The sequence below is a fragment of the Amycolatopsis sp. AA4 genome, assembly GCF_002796545.1.
Lineage (GTDB): Bacteria > Actinomycetota > Actinomycetes > Mycobacteriales > Pseudonocardiaceae > Amycolatopsis.
Map to the genome: position 1 here is coordinate 4,536,872 of NZ_CP024894.1, position 15,817 is coordinate 4,552,688.

13 protein-coding genes are annotated in these 15,817 nt (G+C 70.2%); 6 read left to right on the forward strand and 7 right to left on the reverse strand.

The window, feature by feature from the left end:
* Positions 1-328 precede the first annotated feature (328 nt).
* From CU254_RS21110 to CU254_RS21125, 4 genes are all read right to left on the reverse strand, one after another.
* Complete coding sequence (locus CU254_RS21110) at positions 329-559, reverse strand: DUF6461 domain-containing protein (protein WP_009079184.1); 231 nt, start codon at positions 557-559, stop codon at positions 329-331.
* A 433-nt stretch (positions 560-992) separates the two neighbouring features.
* Positions 993-3,017 (reverse strand): hypothetical protein, encoded by a 2,025-nt coding sequence (locus CU254_RS21115; protein WP_009079189.1) that lies wholly within the window; start codon positions 3,015-3,017, stop codon positions 993-995.
* Positions 3,018-3,054: 37 nt separating this feature from the next.
* Positions 3,055-4,296 (reverse strand): acetyl-CoA carboxylase biotin carboxylase subunit family protein, encoded by a 1,242-nt coding sequence (locus tag CU254_RS21120; RefSeq protein ID WP_009079190.1) that lies wholly within the window; start codon positions 4,294-4,296, stop codon positions 3,055-3,057.
* A gap of 153 nt (positions 4,297-4,449) precedes the next feature.
* Complete coding sequence (locus CU254_RS21125) at positions 4,450-5,208, reverse strand: nucleotidyltransferase domain-containing protein (RefSeq protein ID WP_037714349.1); 759 nt, start codon at positions 5,206-5,208, stop codon at positions 4,450-4,452.
* Positions 5,209-5,222: 14 nt separating this feature from the next.
* Here CU254_RS21125 and CU254_RS21130 point away from each other — a divergent pair, with 14 nt between their 5' ends.
* On the forward strand, positions 5,223-6,653 hold the full coding sequence (locus CU254_RS21130) for a hypothetical protein (protein ID WP_009079193.1): 1,431 nt from the start codon (positions 5,223-5,225) through the stop codon (positions 6,651-6,653).
* A gap of 128 nt (positions 6,654-6,781) precedes the next feature.
* On the opposite strand, the gene CU254_RS21135 is transcribed toward CU254_RS21130, so the two are convergent.
* Positions 6,782-6,970 carry a hypothetical protein gene (locus CU254_RS21135; protein ID WP_037714351.1) on the reverse strand — a complete coding sequence of 63 codons (189 nt, stop codon included), beginning with the start codon at positions 6,968-6,970 and terminating at the stop codon, positions 6,782-6,784.
* Positions 6,971-7,043: 73 nt separating this feature from the next.
* Here CU254_RS21135 and CU254_RS21140 point away from each other — a divergent pair, with 73 nt between their 5' ends.
* The 3 genes from CU254_RS21140 to CU254_RS21150 all read left to right on the forward strand — a co-directional run bounded on the left by CU254_RS21140 (position 7,044) and on the right by CU254_RS21150 (position 11,427).
* On the forward strand, positions 7,044-7,946 hold the full coding sequence (locus CU254_RS21140) for an NAD-dependent protein deacetylase (protein ID WP_009079196.1): 903 nt from the start codon (positions 7,044-7,046) through the stop codon (positions 7,944-7,946).
* 131 nt (positions 7,947-8,077) lie between these two features.
* Positions 8,078-8,923 (forward strand): LLM class flavin-dependent oxidoreductase, encoded by an 846-nt coding sequence (locus CU254_RS21145; RefSeq protein WP_009079198.1) that lies wholly within the window; start codon positions 8,078-8,080, stop codon positions 8,921-8,923.
* Positions 8,924-9,024: 101 nt separating this feature from the next.
* On the forward strand, positions 9,025-11,427 hold the full coding sequence (locus CU254_RS21150; protein ID WP_009079199.1) for a glycoside hydrolase family 2 protein: 2,403 nt from the start codon (positions 9,025-9,027) through the stop codon (positions 11,425-11,427).
* Between the two features lie 2 nt (positions 11,428-11,429).
* Here the strand turns inward: CU254_RS21150 and CU254_RS21155 are convergent, their stop codons facing one another.
* Entirely contained in the window at positions 11,430-12,620 is a 1,191-nt protein-coding gene (locus CU254_RS21155) for a cytochrome P450 (RefSeq protein WP_009079201.1), read from the reverse strand.
* Positions 12,621-12,639: 19 nt separating this feature from the next.
* Positions 12,640-13,140, reverse strand: coding sequence for a PadR family transcriptional regulator (locus CU254_RS21160; RefSeq protein ID WP_037714354.1), 501 nt, complete (start codon positions 13,138-13,140; stop codon positions 12,640-12,642).
* A gap of 133 nt (positions 13,141-13,273) precedes the next feature.
* Between CU254_RS21160 and CU254_RS21165 the strand changes: the two genes are divergently transcribed.
* Both CU254_RS21165 and CU254_RS21170 read left to right on the forward strand, forming a co-directional pair.
* On the forward strand, positions 13,274-14,101 hold the full coding sequence (locus CU254_RS21165; protein ID WP_037714356.1) for an LLM class flavin-dependent oxidoreductase: 828 nt from the start codon (positions 13,274-13,276) through the stop codon (positions 14,099-14,101).
* Positions 14,102-15,368: 1,267 nt separating this feature from the next.
* Positions 15,369-15,761: an STAS domain-containing protein gene (locus CU254_RS21170; protein ID WP_199785947.1), complete on the forward strand. Its 393-nt coding sequence runs from the start codon at positions 15,369-15,371 to the stop codon at positions 15,759-15,761.
* The last annotated feature ends 56 nt before the right edge of the window (positions 15,762-15,817 follow it).

Genomic DNA, 15,817 nt, shown 5'->3' on the forward strand with positions numbered 1-15,817 from the left:
GAACGCCTCCGAATTCCCGCTCCTGGAACCAAACCGCCGCCAGACAGCAACGCATCACCCTCTCAACCAAACACCCACCTCGCCACCATCGTCCCGCCGACACAGCAAAACCACAGCGCCCGCCGACCAACCAGCGCAGAACACGCCCACCGGCGAAACCGGACAGCACCGAGTTCACGCGGTAATCCGCACGGCTAAGCCAAGCTCCTCGACCAAGTCCCACAAGTACCAGCCCAGCAGTCACCGCGAACCCGGCTGTCCAGCGATCCTCTCCCGCACACGACAACACCCAGCTCGAAGCACGGCAAGGCGAACGCAACGCTCCGTCTTACGTCCGGACGTCCCGCACCAGCAACGGCCGCTCCAGCACCTCTCGCGTCAACACCACACCAGTCATCCCAGCCTCCACCGCGATCGGGTTCGGCGACGGCTCCGCGCGGTCCGGATCCAACCCGGCCTCCCACAGCGACGACGCCAACCGCTCCGGCTCACTCCCGTACCGCCGACGCGGAACATGCGGAGTGAAACCGGCGACGACCGTGCCGTCTACCGCATGCACGAAGGGGCCTCGGCGTAACCGAGCCGGTTGACCGCCACGACTTCACTCGATTTCGACAGCCCAGCAACGACTCCCGACAAATTCCCGCGCCACCCCCACGGTTCGACGGCCACGCTCCGCCCGCCGGACTACACCACGCCGACGCACTCGCCGCCGCTCCCGCCTTTGGGCCTGCCCGACGTACTCGGCGACCAGACCGTTCAACTCCGCGAACGTCCCCTGCTCACCCCGACGGCGTCGCACCGCAGCACAGCCTCAGGAGGATCGAGCCCGCGCCCGAACGAAACACCGAAAATGTTCCGCAGCGATCCACCGTTGTCCAGCCAAGCCAACTCCGTCATCATGCCTCCAAGATCGACTGCAGCCATGATGACAGGCGCCACCGACAAAAACCGGAGATGCCAGCCCAAAAGTCCATTGTGGACCGAGAAGCTCACCCCCGAGGCGGAGCCGCCTGCAACGTCCCCCCGGGCAGCCGGTCCGCGCCCCAGCTCCGCTCGAGATACCCGACGATCCGCGCGACATCCTCGGCAGGCACCTTCTCCGGCTCCCCGTGCTCCCGGGGATCCACGTGGAAGATGTACAACCGCGACGCGAACTGCTCGAACGGCAGCGACGCCTCCCCGAACCGCTCGCCGTTGCCCGCCGTCGAGACCACCACGCCGTCGCCCCAGTCCTGCCCGCTGTCGTTGTTCGGGTTGTAGAAGTACACCCGCATGACGTCCTCGGGATCCGGGGCGGTGCGCAGGATCGTGATCGCGTGCCAGCCCACGTAGCGGGCCGCGCTGTCGGTGACCGCGATCCCGGCCGGCTGCGGGTGGATCAGCGGCTGCTCGCCGTTGTAGGTCGGGTGGTAGCTGGCGTAGAACTGCCGCAGGAAATCGTCGACGTCGATCAGTTTGCCGGTGGCGACGTCGACGTTGATCCGGAACCCGCGCGACGCCCACCAGCCGTGGAACTCGGGGTTGACCCAGCGGTGCGGGTCGCCCGGCCGGTCGGCGCAGCGGCGGCCCATCTCCGCGTAGATCCGGTCGAGATGGGGCACGACGAGCGACGACACCGGGTCCAGGTCGACGGGCAGCGACGCGGAGAGCCCCTGCCCGCTTTCCTTGGACGACACCGGCTGTCCTTCGAAGTGCATGACGACCTCGTCGTCGCGCGCCGCCCACACCACGACCTGCAGCAGGTAGTCCGGGTCGTTGTAGGCCCACATCGACAGCGCCCGCGCCGACTGGCAGGTCGGGTTGTCGCCCTGTCCGACGCCGAGCGGCTGGCCCAGCATCGACAGCACCCCCGAGAGCAACCGCGCCTCGGGCCGCGGCTGGTCGCCGAACACGAGCGTCAGCCGTTCCCGGGAGGCGGTCGACAGCTCCAGCGCCAGCTGCCGCCACAGCGCGGGCACGACCGGCGGCTCGTAGAGGATGCCGCGGTCGAGCAGCAGCGCGAGCCCGTAAACGCACTGCGCGGTCTGCGGGTGCACGGCCTCTTCGATCAGCCGGTGGACCAGGTCGTGGTAGCGCATCAGGCAGTTCCGGCCCACGTCGGACAGCCCGAGCGCCTCGCCGAGGAGGTAGTCGCTCTCGTGCGCGAGGTACCGCAGCAGTTCGGCGTGGTACGGCGACACCAGGCCGGTGTCGTGCATGGCGCGGGCGAACCCGGCCGCCTCGTACTGCAGGCTCGCCGCGTCCATCGCCTCGAGCCGGGACCGGAAGACGTCGACCCCTGGGTCCTCCCGGCAGGCCTCGGTGGTCCCGAACAGGCTGGTGATGAGCCGGTCGAGCCCCTGCACCGAGGAGCCGCCCAGGTCGACGTCCGGGTCGCCGCGGTAGATCGAGATCCGCGTGATCAGCGATTTGACCTGGTCGACCTGGATCGGGCGCTGGCGCAGGATCCGCCAGATCTCCTCGACCACCTTGTCCAGGATGCTGTCGTAGCCGATCTGGTCGGCGAGGTAGCGCAGCAGGTCCCGGATCAGCTGCGCGGTGCGGCCCTGCCTCGTCCGCTCCGCCTCGCTGGGCGGGGTGAACAGCAGCTCCAGGTTCGCCCCGAGCACCTGCGACAGGAAGACGCGGGCGTCCTCGGCGGGCAGCGTCGGATGCTCGTAGTCGCCGCACGCGACGGCGAGCATCCGCAGTTCGCTGGTCGCCTCGATGACGACGGTGTCGGAGTTGTCGCTGTGCAGGCCGGGGCCGACCAGCGCGGGGATGAGGATCTCCGGGGTGTCCCAGTCGGTCCCCTGGAAAACCCCGGCTTCCTCCAGCGCCTGCGCCCTGGCCCGGACGGCGGCCGCGCCGTCCGGCTGGAGCAGCACGCGCCGCAGCGCTTCCAGCACCCGCCGCAGCTTTGTGTGCTTCCCGAAGTCGCGGGTCCCGGCCATCGCCGAGACAGCGTCGTCGAGCGATGCCACGCGTTTGGCCAGCGTCGCAGTCGTGCCGGTGACGTCGGCGTTCGGCTCCAAGTGCGTCCTTCGGTCGGGGTGGCGGACTCGTCCGTGCTCAGACGTAGAAGTCCAGTTCTTCCTGTTCCTTCAGCAGGTCGCGCATCCGGTAGGCGTCGTCCCCGAAGAAGTACAGCAGACCCCAGTGCGTGCCGAACGCGGTCCTCTTGGTGACCGTCTCCTCCAGCGGAGCCGACAGGTCGTGCGACTCGTAGTAGTCGTCGTCCTCGGTCTGCTGCGGGATCCGCAGTTCGCTGACCACCCGGCGGCGCGGGTACACGCCGAAGCAGCCGGCCACCCCGGTCGCGTCGACGACCTCCCTCGGGAAGAAGGCGTCGATCTCCTCCTCGGTCGTCTTCGGGTCGAAGGACAGGACCAGCGCCTGGTAGGCGTTGAAGCCGTAGGCCCGTTCGAGCAGTTCGAAGACCTTGAAGCCCGGCGGCCGGTAGGCGACCTCGCCGAAGTACATCTCGCCGTCGCTGGTGACGAAGTACTCCGGGTGCACGAAGCCGAATTCGATGTCGAAGGTCTTGACCAGCTTCTCGATCTGCGCGGTGATCTGCGGCCGGTACCGCTCCAGCTCCGGGGTCGCCGGGACGAACACCGAGTACCCGAGCGTGACGTACTCGGAGATGTTCAGGAATTTGACCTTGCCGCCGTGGATCCATGCCTCGACGGCGAATTCCCATCCGTCGAGGTGCGATTCCATCAGGACCGGGAACTCCTCGTCGGGGATCGAGTCGATCTCGTCCGGGGTGCGGATGACGCGGTGCCCGAGGCAGCCCGCCTTGTCGAACGCCTTGAGGTGGATGGGGTCGTTCGGGTCGCCGTCGAGCTTGAGCAGCGTCTGGTTGACCCGCTTGAGGAACCGGACGACGTCCTCGCGGTCGTGCGCCTCCTCGAAGATCCCCACCCGGATGCCGCCGAGCTGCGCGCGCCGCTTCATCAGCGCCTTGTCCCGCAGCAGCATCGCCTGGCCGAACAGGCGCGGGTTGTCCATCAGCACCGAGTTGATCGCCCCGGCCCATTCGACGGTCTCCTCGAACAGCGGGATCGCGACGTCGACGCCTTCCTCCTGCAGGATTTCGGCGATCTCCATCGAACGGTCGTTCAGCCGCTCGAAATTCCACGACACGTACGGGATGTCGTGCTCGACGCAGTACTTCTCCGCCCAATCCGGGGCGACCACGACGTAGCGCCGGTCGAACCGGTCGAGCGCCTCGACCGCGTTGAGCGACCAGCCGAGCAGTGCTACGTATCCCTTGTCCGGGTCCTTCGCGATCGGCTCGGACTGTGGCATAGGGCGTTCCTCCGTTCAGCACGCGCGGCCCGCCACGGCGCGACGGCCGCGATCGCGCTGAAAGGGGATACCCGAATTCGGCCGAATGAAACGGTTCTCTCCTTGCCGTCCCTGCCTCGCGCGGAAAAACTGGTGCGGCACAACGGTTTCCGGCTACTCGCCCCCGGCTGCCTGGCCGACCAGCGCGCACGCGGTGGCGAACGCCCCCGCCAGATCGTGCCCCATCCCGGCCACCACGTCGTCCAGCCCGCGCAACCCCGCCCGCTCCAGCAAGGTTTTCTCGTTCGTCACCCACTCCCCCCGAGCGGCCAGCACCGCGTGCCCGGCCTGCATCGCCGCCACCCCGACCGACGCCGCCGTCTCCGCGACCCGCCCGTGCCGCACGTACGCGGCCTTCGCGTAGTCCAGCGTCCGCGCGGCCGAAGCGCGCCAGAACTTGGGAGCGCTCTCGCGCAGCAATTCCGGATACTCCGGCCGCGGCAGCTCGCCCCGCAGCACCCGGTTCAGCGCCAGCTCCGCCACCACCAGATAACTCGGGATCCCGGCCAGGTGGAACGCCAGCGGCTCCCAATGGAACCGGCCCTTCTCCGCCTCGGCCAGCTCGTGCTCGACCACGTCCAAGTCCCGGTAGTGCACGTCCACCGGCCGGCCCTGCACGGTCAGCCACGCGCCGCCGTTGAAGACTCCGCCGCCCCATTCGCCCAGGCCGGACACCTCGCCGGGCAGGCCGAGCGCGCGCAGGTCGTCCGGATCGAACGCGCCCCGGTAGTACACCGCGCAGTCCCAGTCGCTGTCCGGCCGATGAGTGCCGCGCGCCCGCGAGCCGCCCAGGGCCACCGCTTCCACTCCGGGCAAACCGGACAGCAGATCGGCGACGTGCTCGCCGAAGGTTTCCTCGTCGTTTTCCCGCATCCCCAGAAGATGCCATGAATCTCTGCCAAGATCGCCAGTATTTCGCCGACAGTCCGGCCGACCTGGGGGTCTGCATGCACCGATTCCGCACGATCGCGCTCGTCACCGCCGCAGTCACGATGCTCGGCGTCGCACCCGCGAACGCCGCCCAGCCGTTCTCCGACACCCTCTTCGCCGCGACGCACAACAGCTACTCCGGCAACGTCGACGGCGCGAAGGGAGCCATCGCCTACCAGCTCGACCACGGGGTCCGGTTCATCGAATTCGACATCCACGACAACGGTTACGCCGCCCGCCACGACTACGACATCGGCCACAGCTCCCCCGGCGACCTGGTCGACCACGCGGGCAACCCGGCGTCCGACAGCCTCCGCGACTGGCTCGCCGTCGTGAACACCTGGTCCGCCGCGCATCCGGACGCGGCGCCGATCGTCGTCATGCTCGATGTGAAAGACGACCTGACCGACAACGACTCGTTCGCCGCAGGGAACCTGGCCGCGGTCAACGCCGAGCTGAGTGCCGCGTTCGGGCCGCGGCTGCTCTCCCCCGCCGCCTACCGCACCGGCGCGACCACGGATTCCTTGCGCGGCAAGGTGCTCCCGCTGCTCTCCGGCGACGGCGGCACGCGCGCCGCGTATCGCCGGGACGTCGGATACCACCCGGCGGTCGCGATCAACAGCCGCGGCCAGGTCGTGGAGGTGCACGACCTGGGCGGCGGCGCGCTGTGGTACTGGACTGGGCAGCTCGGCGCCGACGGACGCGTCGCCTGGCAGCGGCACGGCCGTTACGACAGCGGCCAGACGCCCGCGGTCGCGCTCGACGATTCCGGGCAGATTGTCGAGGTGCACCAGTCGCAGAGCGCCACCACGCTCTGGTACCACACCGGAAAGCTCGGCGCGGACGGCGAAATCAGCTGGTCGGCGAGCCACCAGTACGACAACGGCGTGCTGCCGACGGTCGCGTTCACCAGCACCGGGCTCCGCGAAATCCACCGCAGCCAGTCGAGCGACCAGAACTGGCAATGGCGCGGCACGCTCTCCGGCGAGACAGTCGCCTGGACCGGCAACGCGAAAACGTCCGATCCGCGTTACGACAAGGCAAACGCGGGACGAATCTCTGTCTTCACCGGTGCCGACGGGTCCACGCCCGCGCAAACCCTGCGCTACTCCACGGATCTCGTCGCCGGCGGACGCGTGCAGTACCAGCAGGTCGCGTTCGACGAATACCAGCAGGGCGATCCGGCCGAACTCCAGGACGGGCTGTTCTACGGGGCCCCGGCGAAGGAATCGGCGTTCCTCGTCGCCGCGCGCAAGAGCGGGCACGTGGTCCGCGGCTGGGACTTCGACAGCGCGGGCCTGGCCACCGATCCGCTGGTCAACTACCCGGCGACCAACCATCCGTACGACGACTGGTACCGGCAGCTGACCAAAGACGCTGCCCGGTGAACACGCTGCCCGCTAAACGAAATGGGGCCCGCGCTCTCCCACCCCGACGGGGAGAGCGCGGGCCTCGCCCGCAGGCTGGAGGGTCGGTGTTCCTCCCAAGAACACCGGCCCCTCCGGCCCGTGGGCGTTCAGGCGGTCCGCTGCCTGAGCCGAGCCGCCCCGACGGCTGCGACCGGCATCGACGCTTCCCGCAGCGCCGCCCGTTCGACCGGACGGCGGACCGCCCCGCTCGGAGTCCGCACGCAATGTCGCTCGACGGATTCCATGAGCACGGCAGCGACCATCACGACCACGGGGGTAGCCAGCGCGAACCACATGTGGCCTTTGGTACCCAACCGCGCGGAAAACCAATCGCCCGGTTTCCGGACGGGGGGCGGCTAGACTGGCGGCGTGCGCACGCGACCGACGCTGACCTGGGCCGGACCCGGCGAACCGCTTCCGCGCACGGGCACGGTCGCGGACGTCGCGGAGATCGTCGCCGGGCGGGACGTGCTCGTGCTCAGCGGCGCGGGCCTCTCCACCGAATCCGGCATACCCGACTACCGCGGCGAAAGCGGCAGTCTCCGCAAACACACGCCGATGACGTACGGCGAATTCGTCTCCAGCGAGGCGGGCCGCCAGCGTTACTGGGCGCGCAGCCACCTCGGGTGGCGCACCATCGCGCGGGCCGCGCCGAACGACGGGCACCGCGCCGTTTCCGCGTTGCGGGCGGGCGGCTGGGTTTCCGGGGTCATCACGCAGAACGTCGACGGCCTGCACCGCGCGGCCGGCACCCCGGGCGTGGTCGAACTGCACGGAAACCTCGACCGCGTCGTCTGCCTCGACTGCCGCCGCACCACCCCGCGCGAGGACCTCGACGTCCGGCTGCGCGCGGCCAACCCGGATTTCGGCGGCACCGCGACGCGGATCAACCCGGACGGCGACGTCGAACTCGCCGAGGACGTCGTCCGCGCCTTCCGCACCGTGCCCTGCACCAGCTGCTCCGGCGTGCTGAAGCCGGACGTGGTGTTCTTCGGCGAGAACGTGCCGCGCGCCCGCGTGGAACGCTGCTACCGGATGGTCGACGAGGCATCCGCGGTGCTGGTGCTGGGATCTTCGCTCACGGTCATGTCCGGCCTGCGCTTTGTCCGGCGCGCCGCGAAATCCGGCAAGCCCGTGGCGATCGTCAACCGCGGCCAGACCCGCGGCGACGAGCACGCGGCCGTCCGCGCCGACCTGCCGCTCGGCCCCGCGCTCACCGAACTGCTGGCAGTGCTGGAAAACGCGTTGCCCCGCCCGGCAGCCGCCGGATAGGCTGCGCGCACTCCGACGGAACGGTCCCCGGAAGCACGCCGCAGAGCGGACCGGCCGGCCTGAAAGACATCCAGGCCCAGGAGCGGGCGGCCACCCCGTAGTTGTCGACCCGTTTTCCCGGAGGTTCCCCGATGTCCATCGGCATTGGCCTGCCCGTCAGCGACCCCGCCGCCCTGCTCGACTGGGCACGGCGCGCGGACGCCGGCCCGTTCCGCACGCTCGGTCTGCTCGACCGTCTCGTCTACGACAATCCCGAACCGCTCACCGCGCTCGCCGTGCTGGCCGGCGCGACCACCCGCGTCCGGCTGCAGACCGAGGTCCTGCTCGCCCCGCTGCGCGAGACCGCGCTGCTCGCCAAGCAGGCCGCCACGCTCGACCGGATGAGCGGCGGCCGGTTCGTGCTCGGCGTCGGCGTCGGCGGCCGCGAGGACGACCACCACGCCGCCGGCACCCCGCTGCGCGAGCGCGGCCGCCGCCTCGACCGGCAGCTCGCCGACCTGCGCCGGCTGTGGTCCGGCGAGCCGTTCAGCGCCGAAGCCGGTCCGATCGGCCCCTCCCCGGCTCGCGAGGGCGGCCCGGAGCTGCTGATCGGCGCGTTCAAACCCCGAGCGCTGGCTCGCGTCGCCCGCTGGGGCGACGGGCTGCTCGCCGCCGCTCCCCCGTCCTGGGTCGGCGGCCTGTTCGACACGGTGCGCCGCGATTGGCAGGAGCACGGCCGAACGGGCGAGCCTCGGCTGGTCGCGCAGGCGAACGTCGCGCTCGGCCCGGATTCCGTCGCGGACGAGGCGAAAACGGCGATGCGCGCGTACTACGCGTTCACCGGAATGGCGGAGCAGATGGCGAGCGGCATGCTCACCTCCGCCGACGACATCCGGGCGGCGATCCGCGCGTACCGCGATCTCGGCGCGGACGAGGTGATGCTCTACTGCTGGGGCAGCGATCCCGAGCAGGTCGACCGGCTCGCCGACCTCTGCTGACCTCTCCTGAACAACGCGAGAAGTAAGCTCGCGCCCATGCAGGCGTCGACGCTTTCCGGCGGATCTTCCGCGCCCGGTCCCGGAACCGCCCGCCGGCGGGGATGACGGGCGAGCCTTCCGGGCGGGTCCCCTGGCTCGCCGCGCAGCCCCGGCGAGCTTTCCTGCTCGGGGCCGGCGCGGCGCTCGCCGGTTCGGGCGCGCTCGCGGCCGCGCTTTCCCGTCCCGCGCCCCCGGCGGCGCGGGACGGGTTCGGCGCGGACTGGCTTTTCGGGCCGTTCGTCCCGGGCTGCACCGAGCCGGACTTCGACGACAGCGGGATGGCGCTGGTTTCGGTCCCGCACTGCGTCGTCCCGCTGTCCTGGCAGGACTGGGATCCCACGGACTGGCAGCAGGTCTGGGTGTACCGGCAGCATTTCCTCGCGCCGGCGCAGCTGCGGCGGAACCGCGTGTTCCTGCAGTTCGACGGGGTGCTCAGCGCCGCGACGGTGTATCTCAACGGCCGTTTCGTCGCCGCGCGCAGCGGGGGCTACCTGCCGCTGCGCTGCGAGGTCACCGGCCTGCTGACCGACAAGGACAACGTGCTCGCGGTGGTCGTCGACGGCCGCTGGCAGCAGAACACCCCGCCCGACCTGCCGGAATTTCCGCATCCGACGGCCATCGACTTCTATCAGCCGGCCGGGCTGTACCGCGAAGTCCGGCTGACTGGCGTGCCCCAGACCTATCTGTCCGATGTGTACGCGCAGCAGATCGCCGTGCTGACGCCGAACCGCGAGGTGCTGCTGCATTGCACGGTGGACTCGGCGAAGCCGGTGAAGGGCCCGGTCCGGCTCACTGCCGCGCTCAGCCAGCACGGTGCGGAGATCGCATCCTCCTACACCGATCTCACCGGCCTGCCGAAGGGAAATACCCAGGTCACGATCTCCCTGCAAGGCCTCGAAGCGGTGCAGCTGTGGGATCTGGACGACCCGGCGCTGTGCGACATCCTCGTCACGCTGACGGTCGACGGTCGGAAAGTCCACACCTACCCGGTGCGCACCGGCCTGCGGGACGCTCAGTTCACGGTGGACGGTTTCCGGCTGAACGGGAAGCCGCTCAAGCTGTTCGGGCTCAACCGGCACCAGTGGTACCCGTTCGTCGGCGGCGCGATGCCGGATCGGGTGCAGCGCCGTGACGCTCAGCTGCTGAAAGAAGAATTGAACTGCACGATGGTGCGCTGCTCGCATTACCCGCAGGCGACGGCGTTCCTCGACGCGTGCGACGAACTCGGCATCCTGGTGTGGGAGGAACTGCCCGGCTGGGACCACGTCGGCGACACGGCGTGGCAGGAGCTGGCGGTGCGCGACGTGCACGACATGATCGTGCGCGACCGCAACCATCCGTCGATCATCGTGTGGGGCACCCGGGTGAACGAGACGCTCGGCCAATACACGCTGTACGGAAGAACCGACCAGCTCGCCGCGGAACTCGACCCGATGCGGCCGTGCACGGGCGCCGTCGCCGGCGAACGCGGCTACGTTTCCCCGCTGTATCCGGTGAAAGCGGCCGGCGGAGTGTTCTCGTTCAACGACTACAGCCGCCCCCGTCCCCCGGGTTCGCCCCCTCCGCTGCGCCCGCCGCGACGCGGAGTTCCTTACCTGGTCAGCGAAGCGATCGGCACGCTCGTCGGCTCTGCCTACTTCCGGCGGACGGATTCCCTTGCCGTGCAACGGGAACAGAGCCTGCTGCACGCCTGGGTGCACGACCACGCCGCGTCCGATCCGCACTACAGCGGCCTGCTCGGGTGGTGCGGTTTCGACTATCCCTCCGGCTGGTATCACCACTATCGCGGCGTGAAATACCCCGGCGTGATGGACTTCTTCCGCATCCCCAAGCTGGGCGCGGCGTTCTACCGGGCGCAGCGCGATCCGTCCCGCGGGGCGGTGATCGAACCGGCCTTCTACTGGGATTTCGGCCCCGGCTCACCGCCGGGCGGGCCGGGCCGCGACGCGATCGTCTGGTCGAACTGCGAAGTGCTGGTGGTGACTGTCGCGGGCAAGCGCCCGGTCACGGTACGGCCCGATCGCGCACGGTTCCCGCATCTGGCGTACCCGCCGTTCTCGGTGGATTTGCGAGTGGACGGCCGAACCCGCCCCGAGCTGACCATCGAGGGCCAGATCGGCGGGCAAACCGTGCTGCGCAGACGATTCAGCGCGGACCCGGCGTACGACACGATCGCGGTGACCGCCGACGACGACCAGATCATCGCCGACGGCGCGGACACCACCCGGGTCGCACTGCGGTCGCTTGACCGTTACGGCGCGCCGCGTCCGCACGCCCGCGGGGTCCTGGCCGTCTCGGTCAAGGGCCCCGGCGTGCTGATCGGCGATCCGTACCTGGATTTCGGCGCCCTCGGCGGCGCGGCGGCGGTGTGGATCCGGTCGATGCGCGGCACTCCAGGCACGATCACCGTGAGTGCCACGCATCCGTTCGTGAACACCGGAACCGCCACCATCGAGTCAGTCTGAGATCACCAGACGACTGGGACCCGCGAAACCCCGCCGGTCAGCCGGTTCGCCCGCACCTCCAGTTCGTCCGCGGGCACCGCCAGGCGGAGATTCGGGAACCGCCGGAACAACGTCGAGAACACCACCCGCAACTCCGTACGCGCCAGGCTCGCGCCAATGCAGAAATACCCGCCGTACCCGAAAGCGATGTGAGAGTTGGGTTTGCGCTCCGCGTCGAACTCCTCCGCGTCCGCGAACACCGACGGGTCCCGGTTGGCCGAAGCGGTCGAGATCATCACCGCGTCGCCGCGCGAGATCCGGACTCCGCCGATCTCCACGTCCTCGTGCGCGTACCGGAGCAGCCCGAGCCCGCCCGGCGCGGACATCCGCAGGATCTCCTCGACGGTGCCGTGCACGCGCCCTTCGGGGTCGGCGGCCAGCGCGTCGCGGCGGGCGAGGTCGGTGAGCAGGAACAGGACGCCGAGGTCGATCCGGTTGGACGTGGTCTCGTGGCCGGCGAACAGCAGCCCGGCGGCGAGCCGGCCGAGGTCGTCGTCGGTGAACGTCGGGTCCTCGGCCTGCGCGGCGACCAGGTCCGACACGACGTCCTGGCCCGGGTTCGCGCGCTTCGCGTCGGCGAGGCCGGACATGTAGGCGGTGAACTCGGTCATCGCCGCCTCGGCGTCGCCGCCGCTGTCGAGCACGCCGATGCGGTCGGACAGGGCGCGGAACTTCTCGCGGTCCTCGTACGGGACGCCGAGCAGTTCGCAGATCACCAGCACGGGCAACGGAAACGACAGGTGCTCGTGCAGATTCGCCGGCGAGCCCGCGGCTTCCATCCCGTCGAGGCACCGGTCGGCGAGTTCCTGGACCCGGCCGCCGAGGCGGCGCATCCGGTTCGCCGAGAACGCCGGGACCAGCAGGCGGCGCAGCCGGGCGTGTTCCCGCTGCTCGGTCTCGAAATCGCCCTGCGGGCCGTTCAGCACCGCGGCGTCGGAGACCGTCGAGGCGTCCTCGGGATGCGGGTGGGACCGGCCGAACCGGTGGTCCGCGAACACTTCCCGCGCTTGGTCGTACGCGGTGACGAGCCAGGCCGGGTCGCCCGCCGGGGTGGTCACCGGGACGATCGGGCCTTCGCGGCGCAGCACTTCGTACAGCGGCGCGATGTCCAGGACGTTCGGCCTCGCGAACGGCAGCTGGGCGGTGGTAGACATGCGGGGTCCTTCCTCGGGGTCAGCCCGCCCGCGTGCGCAACGACGCGAGCCAGTCCAGTTCGTTCTCGGCGCGGCGCAGCACCTCGGCCAGCACGAGCCGGCTCCACGGGTCGGGCTGCCCGGTGCCGAGCTTGGCCAGCCGGTCCCGCTGCGCCGCGACGGCGGCTTCGCGGGCGTCCAGCACGCGCAGCCGTTCCTCCGGGGCGAGCCTGCCGAATCCGGCCAGCCGCGCCAGGAATTCGGCCGGGTCCCCGGCCAGCTCCGGCGGCAGGTCGGCGAGCAGGTCGTGCAGCAGTTCGCGCCCGACGTCGGTGATCGTGTACACGTGCCGCGGCGGCCGCCCCTCCTGCGGCTCGGCGGTACGGGTCACCGCGCCTGCCTCGGCGAACCGGCGGAGTGCCGGGTAGAGCGAGTTGTTCGACAGCGTGCGACCGCTGGATTCCTCGATCTGCTTGCGCAGTTCGTACCCGTGCCACGGCCGCTCGGCGAGCTTCGCGAGCAGGAGCACGTCGGTCCACATATAGGTCACCGTAACCTAGAGTCCAGTGACCCGGCAACGTCCGAACGGCCGATGCCGGGAGAAGATCTCCGGCCCGTTTTCGTCGGTGCGTCCCGCTACGGTGCTGTTCGACCGATCCGGAGGGGGATCCCGCATGACCGACCACGTTCGCTACGGCCTTTACCTGCCGCCTTTCGGCCCGTTCGGCGATCCGGCCGTCCTGGTCGACCTGGCGGTCCGAGCCGAAGCCGCCGGCTGGGACGGCGTGTTCCTGTGGGACCACGTGGCGCCCGCGATGCCGCCGATCGCCGACACCTGGACCACGCTGGCCGCCGTCGCCCAGGCGACCAGCACGGTGCTGCTGGGCCCGATGGTCACGCCGCCGAGCCGCCGCCGGCCGTGGATTCTGGCCCGCCAAGCCGCGACTCTTTCGCGCCTGTCCCGCGGCCGGTTGATCCTGGGAACCGGCATCGGCTCCGACGAATCGGGCGACTTCAGCCGGTTCGGGGATCCGTCCTCGCCCGCTGAGCTGTCGGCGCGGACCGACGAGGCGCTGCAGATCATGCGCGCGATGTGGGCCGGGGAGGCGGTGCGGCACGAGGGGCCGCACTATCGGGTGAGCCTGGAGGCCGCGGCTCCGGAGCCGTATCCGATTCCGGTGTGGACAGCCAGTACGACTCAGCATGCGCGGGTTCTGCGCCGTGCTGCGGGGAGCGATGGGATTTTCCCCAATCCTGGCCCAGAGCCGTTGGCACCCGCGGCGTTGGCCGACTTGGTCGCTCGAGTGCGGCCGTCGGATCGCCCGTACGAGGTCGCGGTGTCGGGGAACGCGAGCCCGGCATGGGAAGACCCGGGCACGGTGGATCTCGCGGCGCTCGCCGAGGCGGGGATGACGTGGTGGATGGAATCGCTGATCCACTTCGATCCGCTGGAGCTGTCGTTGACGGTCGTGGACGCTGGGCCGCCTCGGATCGGGGGTTAGCCGGGGCAGGGCTTTGTTTGCTGGCGAATCCGTGCTGCGGCGGATCGCCTCGGAGGGAGGGATAGGACGAGCTGCAGGTTTGCGTGCGGAGGGGGCTCCGTGCTGGTGGAGGAGAACAGGCCGCGTGGCGGTGGGAGGAAGGGACAGCTGGCCTAGTTGAGGTTGCCTGCTTGCAGCAGGCTTCCGCGCTGCCGGGCTGCACCGATGCGGGATCAGGCATAGCGGGCCGATGCGGGATGGCGTGCGGGAGGAGAACCCCCGCTGCCCGGCGCAGCTGCGCGGTCACGATGCATCGACGGCTAGCCGAGCTGGTCGTTCGCGGCGTCCACGCTGCTGGAGAACGGGTGCCTCACGGGTCGACAAGCCAACCAGCTCGGCGGAGTCGCGTGCAGCCTTCACGCTGCCGAAGGACAACTGCCCCGCTGAACTGGCGGAGTCGCGTGCGGCACCGGTCTCCACGCTGCCGAAGGACAGCTGCCCCGCCGCACCGGAGAGCCAGCCGAGCCAGTGGAGTTGCCTGCCGCATCAGCCTCAGCCTGCCAGCGCCAACGCATGCTCCACGTGCGAGAAGTGCTGGCCGAGCCGGTTGCCGGTCTGCGTGCAGCAGCAGGATTGGTGCGGTCCGGGACGGCTGTGCGGAGACCGGAACCGGACTAGCCGAGCCCGGTGCGGGTTGCTCGCGGCAGCAGTCCCACGCTGGCGGGCTCCGCACGGGACGCGCTGGACAGGAAAGTCCTCGTTTGCGGCGGCAGTCTTCACCCTGGCGCGCCTCCGCACGAGTCACGCTGGGCGGGAAAGCCCTCATTCGCCGCGGCAATCTCCACCCCGCCGAGGCTCCGCACGAGTCACGCTGGGCGGGAAAGTCGTCATTCGCGGCGACGAAATCCGATCAGCGCCTCACCCAGTTCCACAACGGTCGTGCGCGCGAGAATCTCCCCCATCCGAGAGCGAAGAAATCCCCGCCGCGGCCGGATTGTTCTTTCCCGCCAACGTTTCCCCAGCACCCACAACCTCCTCCCCGCGGTTGCCTGATCGTTCAACAACCATCCGCGTTCAGCGTCGCGAGAGGGCCGGATCTCACCCGTCCCCCTTCGGCGGCTTCCCTGGGCTGCTCGGGAGAGCTACCGTGGAGTGTGGTTGAGCCTCCAGCCACCGTGATCCGTCCCGCGCGCCGGGATGCCCGGTGTTCGGCCGGTCCGGCATTCCGCCGCAGCCCTGCGCGCGGCTCAGAGAGAGTGCCGTGATGACCTCCGCGCACAGTGCCCGAATGCCCGTTCTCCCGTCGCCGGACCTGACGGGGATGCTCCGGCTGCGCGTCGGCCATCCCGCTCCGGGGACCGCCGTCGTCGAGGTTTCCGGGGAGGTCGACCTGGCGACCGCGCCCCGGCTGGCCGAGGTGGTCGAGGCGCGGATGCGCAGCACCGTCGGCCTGGTGATCGTCGACCTGCGCAAGACGACCTTCCTCGGCGTCGCGGGACTGCGCGTCCTGATCCGGTCGAAACTGCTGGCCGCCGGAGCCGGCAAGGACTTCTACGTCGACCCGGGTTCCGCGCCCACGGTCCGGCGGCTGTTCGCGCTGTTCCCGCTGGACTGCGTGCGGCCCGGCGCCGCCGAGGGGCTCACCGAGATCCCGCTCCCCCGGCCCGCCGAGCAGCCCTGATCGTCCACTCGGGACACTAACGACGCTCGGACCCGGGGACCCAGCCCCACGAAAGG

Coding starts and splice junctions, on each gene's coding strand:
- CU254_RS21120 (WP_009079190.1), bottom strand. CDS start 4,296: ATGCCACAGTCCGAGCCGATCGCGAAGGACCCGGACAAGGGATACGTA.
- CU254_RS21125 (WP_037714349.1), bottom strand. CDS start 5,208: ATGCGGGAAAACGACGAGGAAACCTTCGGCGAGCACGTCGCCGATCTG.
- CU254_RS21130 (WP_009079193.1), top strand. CDS start 5,223: ATGAATCTCTGCCAAGATCGCCAGTATTTCGCCGACAGTCCGGCCGAC.
- CU254_RS21135 (WP_037714351.1), bottom strand. CDS start 6,970: ATGTGGTTCGCGCTGGCTACCCCCGTGGTCGTGATGGTCGCTGCCGTG.
- CU254_RS21145 (WP_009079198.1), top strand. CDS start 8,078: ATGTCCATCGGCATTGGCCTGCCCGTCAGCGACCCCGCCGCCCTGCTC.
- CU254_RS21150 (WP_009079199.1), top strand. CDS start 9,025: ATGACGGGCGAGCCTTCCGGGCGGGTCCCCTGGCTCGCCGCGCAGCCC.
- CU254_RS21155 (WP_009079201.1), bottom strand. CDS start 12,620: ATGTCTACCACCGCCCAGCTGCCGTTCGCGAGGCCGAACGTCCTGGAC.
- CU254_RS21160 (WP_037714354.1), bottom strand. CDS start 13,140: ATGTGGACCGACGTGCTCCTGCTCGCGAAGCTCGCCGAGCGGCCGTGG.
- CU254_RS21165 (WP_037714356.1), top strand. CDS start 13,274: ATGACCGACCACGTTCGCTACGGCCTTTACCTGCCGCCTTTCGGCCCG.
- CU254_RS21170 (WP_199785947.1), top strand. CDS start 15,369: ATGCCCGTTCTCCCGTCGCCGGACCTGACGGGGATGCTCCGGCTGCGC.